The sequence below is a fragment of the Stenotrophomonas sp. X genome (genome assembly GCF_055721025.1).
In genome coordinates this window covers 80,065-90,159 of the sequence record NZ_CM146756.1, presented here as the reverse complement: position 1 = coordinate 90,159, position 10,095 = coordinate 80,065, and the positions used below count along the sequence as shown (strand labels likewise).

Sequence of the window (10,095 nt, the reverse complement as noted above, 5' to 3'; positions counted from 1 at the left end):
AAGAGCTCTGACCCCACCGATTGGATCGCAAGCGGCATCCACACGTGGCGTGGACCTACTGGCCGCTCATCCGCCCTTCAACGCGTTCCCGCGCGCCGATACACGCCATTGAAGCGCACGTTCATGCCACCGCATTCGCTGTTGTCGGCCACGATCAGCACCTCACCCAGCGAGTGCACACGCACCCGGCACGTATCCTCGGCGAACTCGACATCGGCACCCTGCGGTATGGCACGCGCTTCCACCTGGCCCAGGTTCGGCCCGTACGGGCGCTGTTCCGGCGTGGGGTTGGCCGAGGGCCAGTAGGCGTCGCCATCCACATGCAGTTGTCCACCCTGCACGGTGATGCGCAGGCCGTTGTCGCCATCTTTCCAGTGGCCCGTCCAGTCCTGCAGCGTGGGCACGGCCACCGGCAACGGCTGCAGCTTGCTGCGGTCGACCCAGCCGGCGCTGCCGCCCACCTTGTTGGGGAAGAACGCGCAGCGGTAACGGCCCAGGTCGCGACCGGTCACCACCGTATCGCCGTTGACCACATAGCTGCGCTGGCGGCAGGCCGGTTCGCCCTTGGCGGGGCAGCCCTCCATGTCGCCGAGCAGGTACAGGCGCGGTGCATCGACCACCCGCGCCAGCGCGAACCGGCTCTGTTGGGAGGGGAACGCGCCATTGCGGCAGGCGCCGCCATCGGCGATATCGGACGCGAAGGCGGAGGCCGGCAGCAACGCGGCCAGCAGGTAGATCGAACGCAGGGACATGACAGCATTACCGGTGGGGGAGCCCGCAGGATATACCGGCCTACTTCACTGGCGCTGTGTCGCCGGCATCCTGCTCCTGTGAGAACCGCAGCGCGCGCTGCTGCTGTTCGGCACTGAGCTCTGGGGGTGGCCGCGCCACGGCCGCCTGGATCTGGTCGGGACCGCCGGTGAGTTTGTTGATGCCTTTGGCTGCCGCCAGCACACCCTTGACCACGCCCATCATGATGTAGCCACCGCCCATGCTGACCTGCTCCGGCGATGGCGGTTCGCTCCAGTCGCGGCTGAAGCGGTTATCGCCGAACTTCACCGGGTTCTTGAAGCGGTACAGGTCCAGCGGCTCGTCATCGGGCTTGAGCGCACGCACTTCGCCGAGGGTGGTGACGTTGTCCTGCGGCAAGGTGGTGGAGATCGGTGCGGTGGGGGCAGGCGGCGCATCTTCAGGGGCAACGGGTGCAGGATCGGGCACCGCCACCGGCGCGGCCTGCTGCGCCTGTGCGATGCCGGCCAGCAGCATGCCGGCCAGGAGTGCTCCCTGCGTTCCACGTCGTGCCACAGCCATCCACCCTGTTGGTTGCGTCCAGCGCCCAAGGATACGGATGCCGGCTTCAGATTTCGTTGCTGCACCGGCAGCTGTTCAGCCAAGGGAGATGCGGCGACGCCACGGGACGCGAGCACTGAACGGTTCACGCCCGCCGTGTGCGGTGTCTCACATCCTGAGACATGGATGTGGTGCCATGTGACCCCTCGCAATCCGTCCCCGCTTCCTCTTCCATGGCCTACGAACTCGCCAAGCGCACCGTCGATGCCGAGCAGAAGCTCGCCACCCGCGATGGCCTGCCCGCCCGCGACGGCGCCCTGCTCAGCGCGCGCCTGCAGCGCCGCTACCAGGACCGCATCACCGGCAGCTTCGCCATTCCCGGCCGCGAAGGCCGCTACGCGCCCGTTCCCGACTCGGTACCACCGGCGCTGGCCGCAGCACTGAAGGCACGTGGCATCGAGCAGCTCTACAGCCACCAGGCCGAAGCCTGGGAGGCCAGCCAGCGCGGCGAGCACGTGGCCATCGTCACCCCCACCGCCAGCGGCAAGTCGCTGTGCTACACCCTGCCGGTGGTCAGCGCGGCCATGCAGGACAAGGCCAAGGCGCTGTACCTGTTCCCGACCAAGGCACTGGCCCAGGACCAGGTGGCCGAGCTGCTGGAACTCAATCGTGCCGGCGATCTCGGCGTCAAGGCCTTCACCTTCGACGGCGACACCCCCGGCGATGCGCGCCAGGCGATCCGCCTGCATGGCGACATCGTGGTGTCCAACCCGGACATGCTGCACCAGGCCATCCTGCCGCATCACACCAAGTGGGCACAGTTCTTCGAGAACCTGCGCTACATCGTCATCGACGAGGTGCACACCTATCGCGGCGTGTTCGGCAGCCACGTCACCAACGTGCTGCGCCGGCTCAAGCGCATCTGCGCGTTCTATGGCGTGCAACCGCAGTTCATCCTGTGCTCGGCCACCATCGGCAACCCGCAGGCGCATGCCGAGGCGTTGATCGAGGCACCGGTCACCGCCGTCACCGAATCCGGCGCGCCCACCGGGCCGAAGCAGGTGCTGCTGTGGAACCCGCCGGTGATCAACCCCGACCTGGGCCTGCGTGCCTCGGCGCGCTCGCAGAGCAACCGCATCGCGCGCATCGCGATCAAGTCCGGGCTGAAGACCCTGGTGTTCGCGCAGACCCGGTTGATGGTCGAGGTGCTGACCAAGTACCTGAAGGACATCTTCGACCACGACCCGCGCAAGCCGCCGCGCATCCGCGCCTACCGCGGCGGTTATCTGCCCACCGAACGCCGCGAGACCGAGCGTGCGATGCGTGCCGGCAACATCGACGGCATCGTCAGCACCTCGGCGCTGGAACTGGGCGTGGATATCGGCAGCCTGGACGTGGTCATCCTCAATGGCTACCCCGGCAGCGTGGCCGCCACCTGGCAGCGTTTCGGCCGTGCCGGTCGCCGCCAGCAACCCGCACTCGGCGTGATGGTGGCCAGTTCGCAGCCGCTGGACCAGTACGTGGTGCGGCATCCGGACTTCTTCGCCGAAGCCTCGCCCGAACATGCGCGCATTGCGCCGGACCAGCCGCTGATCCTGTTCGACCACATTCGCTGCGCGGCCTTTGAACTGCCGTTCCGGGTCGGCGATGGCTTCGGCCCGATCGACCCGGAAGTGTTCCTGGAAGCGCTGGCCGAAACCGAAGTCATCCACCGCGAAGGCGAGCGCTGGGAGTGGATCGCCGACAGTTATCCCGCCAACGCGGTCAGCCTGCGCGCGGTGGCCGACGGCAATTTCGTGGTGGTCGACCGCAGCGATGGCCGCCAGCAGATCATCGCCGAAGTGGATTACTCCGCCGCCGCACTCACCCTGTACGAAGGCGCCATCCACATGGTGCAGTCCACTCCGTACCAGGTGGAGACGCTGGACTGGGACGGCCGCAAGGCCTACGTCACCCGCACGCATGTGGATTACTACACCGACAGCATCGATTTCACCAAGCTCAAGGTGCTGGACCGCTTCGATGGTGGCGTGGCCGGGCGCGGTGATTCGCACCATGGCGAAGTGCACGTGGTGCGGCGCGTGGCCGGCTACAAGAAGATCCGCTACTACACCCACGAAAACATCGGCTACGGGCCGGTGAACCTGCCCGACCAGGAACTGCACACCACCGCAGTGTGGTGGCAGCTGCCGCAGGCACTGCTGCTGCGCGCGTTCGCCAGCAGGCAGGATGCGCTCGATGGCTTCCTCGGTGCGGCGTATGCGCTGCACATCGTCGCCACCGTGGCGGTGATGGCCGATGCGCGCGACCTGCAGAAGTCGGTCGGCAACGGCGATGGTTCCTGGTTTGCGATCGCCGACCAGAGCGGCCGTGGCCAGTTGCGCGGCAGCGAGGGTGATCCTGGGGTTGTCGAACTGCTGCAGGAATTCGTGCCCACGGTGTATCTGTATGACAACTTCCCCGGTGGCGTCGGCCTCAGCGAGCCGTTGTGGCAGCGTCAGGCCGAACTGGTGCAGCGCGCGCGTGAACTGGTGCAACGCTGCGACTGCAAGGCCGGCTGCCCGGCCTGCGTCGGCCCGGTGCTGGCTGCACAGGAAGAGGATGAAACCTCGCCACGTGCGCTGGCATTGCGCGTGCTCGACCTGTTCGACGCCGAGGCCTGCCGGCACGTACCCGACGTGGTGGTGACCACGCGCGATCCGATGGAGCTGCTGGCCCCGTGAGCCTGAGCCTGGACAAGCTGCGCCTGCTGCGCAGGCAGGCCGGCGACCCGAAGGCGAGCACACCGGCCGTGCCGGACGTGCCCCCTGCGCCACCGGCACCCGTGGCCGCCAACGATGCGCGACAACCACCGGCCGAGCGTTCGGTGTTCGCCTGGGTCGAGCAGGAGATCCGCCACAAGCCGACCGGCGCGGCGGCATCTGCCACGGCGCCGCCCGCGCTGCGTCGGCCCGAAGTGGGCAGCCTGCATCGCCTGCTCGGCCTGCGCACGCGCGGCGGCCCCGCTCCTGCTCGCGCCAGCGCACAGGACCGTCAGTTGCCAGGTGAGGAGATCGCACCGGGCCTGTTCCTGATCGAATCGCTGCAGCCGCAGGCGATCCCGGCACAACCGCTGTCGCTTGATTTCGCCCGTCGCGACGGCGAGCACGTGGCTGCGCGTGACCTGCTGTTCTTCGATACCGAGACCACCGGCCTGGCCGGCGGCACCGGCACCCGTGCCTTCATGATCGGCGCGGCCGATTGGCATGTGTGCCCGCAGCGTGGCGAAGGCCTGCGCATCCGCCAGTTGCTGATGGCCACCATGGCCGCCGAGGACGCGATGCTGGCCACCTTCGCCGGCTGGCTGCAACCGTCCACCGTGTTCTGCAGCTACAACGGCCGCAGCTATGACGCACCGCTGCTGAAAGCGCGTTACCGGCTTGCCCGGCAACGCGACCCGATCAGCGCGCTGGACCATGTCGACCTGCTCTACCCCACCCGCCGCCGCTATCGCGGCACGTGGGAGAACTGCAAGCTGTCCACCATCGAACGCCAGCTGCTGCGCGTGGTGCGCGAGGACGATCTGCCGGGCTCGGAGGCACCCGGTGCGTGGTTGCGCTTCCTGCGCGGCGGCGACGCGGTGAACCTGCGCCGGGTGGCCGACCACAATCACCAGGACGTGGTGACCCTGGCCCTGCTGCTGCAGCGGCTGATCCGCGAAGAACAGCGTGAGCGCGAAACGCTGGCTCTGGTCGCCAGGCAGGACGACTCGCGTTGACCGCAGCGCCCCGCTTTTCCCCGCGATTCACGCAGTCAAGAACTTCCGCAGTCGTCCAGCAAACCCACTGGGCGCGGGCACGTCGCTGCTGGACGAATCGACAGCGGCGGCCTTGATGCGCTCGGCAATGGCGAAGTGATCCAAGGTCGCTTCCAGGTTTGCGGCCCGTTCGTCTACGGCGATCAGCAGCCGTTCCAGGTCCTGCTGTGGGTCAGCATGGAACCAGTCGACGGTGAACTTCAGGGTCTGGCCAAACTGCTGCTCCAGGGGGGGCAACGCCAGGCTGCGCAACTGCATCAGCGCTCCACTGCGCGCAGCGTCACGCACCCACCACGACAGAAACTCCAGCGCCAGCACGCCTGCCGGGCCGCCGTCCAGTTCAAACTCGATCCCAATCAGCACCTCATGCGACAGAGCACCTTCGCTACGCCGCAATACGGCCAGCGGTAGATCCGCGTAGGGCAACAGCGACAATTCGTCTACGGCCAGCTCCGACAAATCCTGCTTGGTCACAGAAGCGGTGCGCACGCCTGGAATGGACGAAACCGCATTGATCAGGCGTTGAACGCGCTCAACCATCGGACATGCGCCTTGAGTTGACTGGGTGCAAGACACTAACCGCTGCCCGCACAGGCATCAATCCGCTGCTCTTCGACGACTTCACACACTGTGGCGCTTGCCAGGCACGGATTCAGGCCGCGTTGACACCACAGAGACGCGCAGCGGCGACACTGCCCGCTGTCCCTTCACCGGAGCCGTGCCCATGCGCCCTACCACCCTGTTGCTGCTGGCCAGCATCCTGCCGCTCGCGGCCTGCAGCCATGCCGATGCCAACGGCACCGCCGATACCGGCAGCCTGCCGGCCAAAGTCTCCGATGGCCCGCACGAATGCCGCCCCGAGGCGCTGAAAGCGTTCACCGGCAAAACCGCCGACGAAGCCACGATCAAGAAACTGGTGGCTGACAGCGGCGCGCGCGGTGCACGGGTAGTCAAACCCGGCATGGCGGTGACCATGGACTTCCGCCAGGACCGCGTGACCGTGCAGGTGGATGCGCAGAACCGCATCGAGCGCGCCAGCTGCGGTTGATGTTCCTTACCGATCCCGCTGGCACCGGGTATCCACCCGCGCCAGCGGGATAAGGTTCCAGCCACACTGCAAGGAGTGCTGTATGCCGAGGTCCCGCAACAGGAAACCGTATCGACGGTGGTTGGGCTGTCTGTTCGCCACTCTGCTGTGCGTGGCCCCCGCCCCCCCGCTGGCGGCACATGAGGGCCGGCCCCCATGGTCCGCCACCTGGTTCGCCGCCCAGCAGGACTACGGCGTTACCTTTCCGGACAACATCGTTCCCCCGCCCCCACCCGTCACCCTGGCCGACCAGACCGTACGCATGACCGTACGTCTTTCGCGCGGCGGAGAAACACTGCGCGTTCGCTTCTCCAACCGGTTCGGCAAGGCCCCGGTCACATTGGAGGACCTCCGTATTGCGCCAAGCATGGGCGCCGATGGTGTCGTCCTCCACAAGCAGCGCTCATTGCGTTTCAGTGGTGCAGCACGCTTGACGCTCGCCCCCGGCGAAGAGCGCTGGAGTGATCGGATCAACCTGCATGTGGCTGACCAGACGGAGCTGTCCGTCAGCCTGTACGTCATGGCACCGACGCCGGTGGTCACCACGCATTCGGTCGGCCTGCAGACCAACTACCGCGCGCCCGGCAACCAGGTCGGCGCGGCCCTGCTGCGCTCCGCCGACCCCATGCGGGCCTATTATTGGCTGGACGCCATTGACGTTGCCGGAAACCAGCCATCGGCGGTACCAGCAGCTGGCGGCAAGCCGGTGGTCATGGTCGCCTTCGGTGACTCGATCACCGATGGTGCCGGCTCTACAGTGGATCGCAATTTCCGCTGGCCCAACCTGCTCGATGACCGTGTCCGCAGTGCGGGCCTGCGCAAGGTCAGCGTGGTCAATGGCGGCATTGCCGGCAATCGCTGGCTGCATGATGGAGTCGGGCCAGCAGGCGTGTCGCGCTTCGGGCACGATGTGCTGGCGGTGTCCGGTGCCAGCCATGCCGTGCTGCTGCTGGGCATCAACGATATCGGCATCGGCCAGCTGCATCCGCCGCAGGCGGTGTCTGCAGCGCAGTTGATCGACGCCCTGCGCACGTCGGTGCAGCGAGCCCGGCAACGTGGGATCAGGGTGATGCTTGGAACGTTGCTGCCCTACGGAGGATCAGGCTACTTCGACGCCGCCGGAGAAACCAAGCGGCAAGCCGTGAACGATTGGATCAGGGCAGCACAGGGCGTCGATGGTGTCATCGACTTCGATCGCATCATGCGCGATCCACAGCGCCCGACCCATCTGCGTCCCAGCTATGACAGCGGGGATCATCTGCATCCCAGTGATGCCGGCTATGCAGCGATGGCGGACGCGTTCCCGATACGCTGGCTGCAGCACTGATTGCCCCAGGGTAGTGCCGGCCGCTGGCCGGCACCCCACATTGCCGGCCAGCGGCCGGCACTACCGATCAGAGTCGCTCGGCCTTGCCGCTGGCCAGTGCGCGCGCGATCACCTGCTGCGCCTGCTGCGACGCCTGGGCATGCACGCGGGCCTGGAGCTCGCCCAACGCTGACTGCTGGCTGCCCAGCGCTGCCTGGCGGCTGGCCAGTTCAGACTGCTGGCTGGCCAGGCGCTGCATGTCACGAGTGCGGCCGGACTGCGCGGCCTCGCTGCGGGCTTCCTGCATCGCACGGCGTGCCTCGGCGGCGGCCTCGCGTGCAGCCTCACGCGCAACGGCCACGTCGCTGGTTGCACCGCGCGCTGCCTTCGCCGCTTCCGCAGCCGCCTCACGGTTGATGTCGTGGGCGGCCATCGCGCTACGCGCTACCTCGGCGGCGACCAGTGCGATGCGGCGCGATTCCTCGCCCTGCAGGCGGCCCATTTCACCCATCTGCCTGCCGAGTTCACCCTGCTGGCGACCCAGCACGCTTTGCTGCCGGCCCAGTTCGCTCTGCTGGCGGCCCAGCTCTACGGCACCGCTGTAGGCACGCTGCAGGGTCTGGATCAGCATCGGGTCACGCACCACGTAGCGCTTGTCACCCTGGCGGAACCACAACGCCGGGCCCTTGCCGAGCTGCCTGCGGGCCACCGTCACGTCGTCCATGCCGCCGTTGGCGAAGGTCGAATCACCATCAACCAGAACGAAGGCCTCCCGGGGCGACCTGCCCAGGTCGAGGCGACCGTAGGTGGTGATGGAGGTGGCGGCCGACGTCGTGCCTTCATCGTCTTCGGCCATGCCCGTGGCATCGTCGACATCGGCCACATCGGCATCGTCGGGCCCGGTCGCGTCAGCGGGTTCGGCCGGCGCGGCCGGTGCTGCAGGCGCAGCCGGTGCCGCCGGCACGCCCGCGGCGGATGGCGGTGCGGCCGGAGCCTTGGGAGCCTTCGGCGGTGCTGGCGCCACGACCTTGGGTGCCGCCGGTGGCGCGGGCGGTGCCGGCGGCACCGGCGCTGCGACCAGTCGCATCGGCGCCACGCCCACCACCACCACCACAGCAGTCAGCGCCATCGCCAGGATGCGGGGGCAGGCCCGGCGCGGCTGCAGCGAGAGCAGGCGACGCTTGAGGCTGGTGGCATCGGGTGCGGCACTGGCCACGCCCAGGTGCGGCTGCGGTGCCACCCCCAGCTGCAGCAGCAGACGGCCATAGGCCTGGCGGCTGGCAGCGTGCTGGCCCACCACCGCTGCGTCCACCGCTTCTTCGCGCGCTTGTGCATATTCACGCACCGACAGGCGCAGCAGCGGATGGAAGAAGAACAGGTGCTGGGCCAGCGCAGGCAGCAGGCCCCACTGCAGGTCCCGCCGCTGCAGGTGCTGCAGTTCATGGGTCAGGGCCAGGTCCAGTGCGTCGCCCTGCAGGGCGTTGTCGCCAGCCGGCAACAGCAGCACCGGGCGGAACGGACCGACCAGCTGCGGTGCGTCCACCTGCGTGCTCATCCACAACCGCGGCGCAGGCCGCACGCCGTGTGCATCGGAAGCCAGCTGCAGGGCCTGCACCAACGCCTGGTCCTCGCAGGGATAGGCCGCTGCCAGCAGCGCGCGGCAGCGACGCCACTCACCAAAGGTACGCAGCGCCATCAGCAGCACGCCAGATGCCCACAGCGCGGCCAATGCGACGGCCCACCACGCCACTGCCGGTGCGTCCGCTGCAGGCATCGGCATCGCGGCCAGCAACTGTGCCGAGGCCTCCGGGGCCAGCGGGTAGACGATGTCAGCGGCCACGTCGGTCGCGGTCGTCGCCACCGCCTGCGGGGCAGGCAGCCAGGCCAACTGCAACGGCTGGCTCCAGAACAGGCCGAGCACGGCCTGCAGCGAGACCAGCCACCACAGGCGGCAGCGGGTCGCCGCCGACAGCGACGGCAGCGCGCGGCACAGGCCGTACACCAGCGCCACCAGCAGCACGGTCTGCAGGCTGGTCCAGCCCAGGCGTTCCAGCATCGGGATCAGCATCGTGGTGTCCATGACTCAGCCCTCGTGGCGACGCGATTGGAGTTGGGCGACCAGCGCTTCCAGTTCGGCCAGCTCGTTGTCGCTGACCTTCTGCCGCTGCGACAGATAGGCCACGAACGGCGACACCGAGCCCTGCAGGGTGTTGTCGACGAACTGCGCCACCGCGCCCTGCAGCACGCTCTCCGGGCCACGGGTGGCCTGGTAGCGGTAGACGCCGTCCTGCTGCTGGCGCTGAAGATACCCCTTCGCCCGCAGGCGCTCCATCATCGTCAGCACGGTGGAACGGGCCAGGCCACGGGGCTCGGCGTAGCCACTGGCGACCTCGCCGACACTGGCCGGCGCATGTTCATCGATGTACTGCAGCAGGGCCAGTTCCTGGTCCCCGATCGTCTTGCCACGCATGACACCACTCCCTTGACTACACGTGTCGTCAATGTCAGCTTGACGACAGCTGTAGTCAACCCCCCGGAAGTCATGGGCCGACGAACGGTAGGGCACCGAGCGCTTAAACCTTCGACGCGCTGTCTGCATCCGATTCGCAACGCCCG

Annotated in this window: 9 protein-coding genes; 4 read left to right on the top strand and 5 right to left on the bottom strand. The window is 67.9% G+C overall.

Annotated elements, in window-relative coordinates:
• Positions 1 to 77: 77 nt before the first annotated feature.
• Positions 78 to 752: a hypothetical protein gene (locus ACZ75I_RS00380; protein WP_180870095.1), complete on the bottom strand. Its 675-nt coding sequence runs from the start codon at positions 750 to 752 to the stop codon at positions 78 to 80.
• Positions 753 to 792: 40 nt separating this feature from the next.
• On the bottom strand, positions 793 to 1,311 hold the full coding sequence (locus ACZ75I_RS00375) for a hypothetical protein (protein WP_154350014.1): 519 nt from the start codon (positions 1,309 to 1,311) through the stop codon (positions 793 to 795).
• A 212-nt stretch (positions 1,312 to 1,523) separates the two neighbouring features.
• On the opposite strand from ACZ75I_RS00375, the gene ACZ75I_RS00370 reads away from it, so the two are divergent.
• Both ACZ75I_RS00370 and ACZ75I_RS00365 read left to right on the top strand, forming a co-directional pair.
• Positions 1,524 to 4,013 carry a DEAD/DEAH box helicase gene (locus ACZ75I_RS00370; protein WP_346477217.1) on the top strand — a complete coding sequence of 830 codons (2,490 nt, stop codon included), beginning with the start codon at positions 1,524 to 1,526 and terminating at the stop codon, positions 4,011 to 4,013.
• Entirely contained in the window at positions 4,010 to 5,047 is a 1,038-nt protein-coding gene (locus ACZ75I_RS00365; RefSeq protein ID WP_346477216.1) for a ribonuclease H-like domain-containing protein, read from the top strand. The genes ACZ75I_RS00370 and ACZ75I_RS00365 overlap by 4 nt, the downstream gene beginning before the upstream one ends.
• Before the next feature lie 27 nt (positions 5,048 to 5,074).
• Here ACZ75I_RS00365 and ACZ75I_RS00360 read toward each other — a convergent pair whose 3' ends face one another.
• Positions 5,075 to 5,626 (bottom strand): hypothetical protein, encoded by a 552-nt coding sequence (locus ACZ75I_RS00360; RefSeq protein WP_472958560.1) that lies wholly within the window; start codon positions 5,624 to 5,626, stop codon positions 5,075 to 5,077.
• 184 nt (positions 5,627 to 5,810) lie between these two features.
• Here ACZ75I_RS00360 and ACZ75I_RS00355 point away from each other — a divergent pair, with 184 nt between their 5' ends.
• Together ACZ75I_RS00355 and ACZ75I_RS00350 are read left to right on the top strand one after the other, a co-directional pair.
• Complete coding sequence (locus tag ACZ75I_RS00355) at positions 5,811 to 6,134, top strand: I78 family peptidase inhibitor (protein ID WP_346477213.1); 324 nt, start codon at positions 5,811 to 5,813, stop codon at positions 6,132 to 6,134.
• Positions 6,097 to 7,500 (top strand): SGNH/GDSL hydrolase family protein, encoded by a 1,404-nt coding sequence (locus ACZ75I_RS00350; protein ID WP_472958559.1) that lies wholly within the window; start codon positions 6,097 to 6,099, stop codon positions 7,498 to 7,500. The genes ACZ75I_RS00355 and ACZ75I_RS00350 overlap by 38 nt, the downstream gene beginning before the upstream one ends.
• A gap of 67 nt (positions 7,501 to 7,567) precedes the next feature.
• On the opposite strand, the gene ACZ75I_RS00345 is transcribed toward ACZ75I_RS00350, so the two are convergent.
• Together ACZ75I_RS00345 and ACZ75I_RS00340 are read right to left on the bottom strand one after the other, a co-directional pair.
• Positions 7,568 to 9,559 carry a M56 family metallopeptidase gene (locus ACZ75I_RS00345; protein WP_346477096.1) on the bottom strand — a complete coding sequence of 664 codons (1,992 nt, stop codon included), beginning with the start codon at positions 9,557 to 9,559 and terminating at the stop codon, positions 7,568 to 7,570.
• Between the two features lie 3 nt (positions 9,560 to 9,562).
• Positions 9,563 to 9,949, bottom strand: a complete 387-nt coding sequence (locus tag ACZ75I_RS00340) for a BlaI/MecI/CopY family transcriptional regulator (protein ID WP_061479914.1) — start codon at positions 9,947 to 9,949, stop codon at positions 9,563 to 9,565.
• Between the last annotated feature and the right edge of the window lie 146 nt (positions 9,950 to 10,095).

Excerpts from the sequence above, each read along its gene's own strand:
- ACZ75I_RS00380 (WP_180870095.1), bottom strand. The coding sequence starts at position 752 with ATGTCCCTGCGTTCGATCTACCTGCTGGCCGCGTTGCTGCCGGCCTCC.
- ACZ75I_RS00375 (WP_154350014.1), bottom strand. The coding sequence starts at position 1,311 with ATGGCTGTGGCACGACGTGGAACGCAGGGAGCACTCCTGGCCGGCATG.
- ACZ75I_RS00370 (WP_346477217.1), top strand. The coding sequence starts at position 1,524 with ATGGCCTACGAACTCGCCAAGCGCACCGTCGATGCCGAGCAGAAGCTC.
- ACZ75I_RS00360 (WP_472958560.1), bottom strand. The coding sequence starts at position 5,626 with ATGGTTGAGCGCGTTCAACGCCTGATCAATGCGGTTTCGTCCATTCCA.
- ACZ75I_RS00355 (WP_346477213.1), top strand. The coding sequence starts at position 5,811 with ATGCGCCCTACCACCCTGTTGCTGCTGGCCAGCATCCTGCCGCTCGCG.
- ACZ75I_RS00350 (WP_472958559.1), top strand. The coding sequence starts at position 6,097 with ATGCGCAGAACCGCATCGAGCGCGCCAGCTGCGGTTGATGTTCCTTAC.
- ACZ75I_RS00345 (WP_346477096.1), bottom strand. The coding sequence starts at position 9,559 with ATGGACACCACGATGCTGATCCCGATGCTGGAACGCCTGGGCTGGACC.
- ACZ75I_RS00340 (WP_061479914.1), bottom strand. The coding sequence starts at position 9,949 with ATGCGTGGCAAGACGATCGGGGACCAGGAACTGGCCCTGCTGCAGTAC.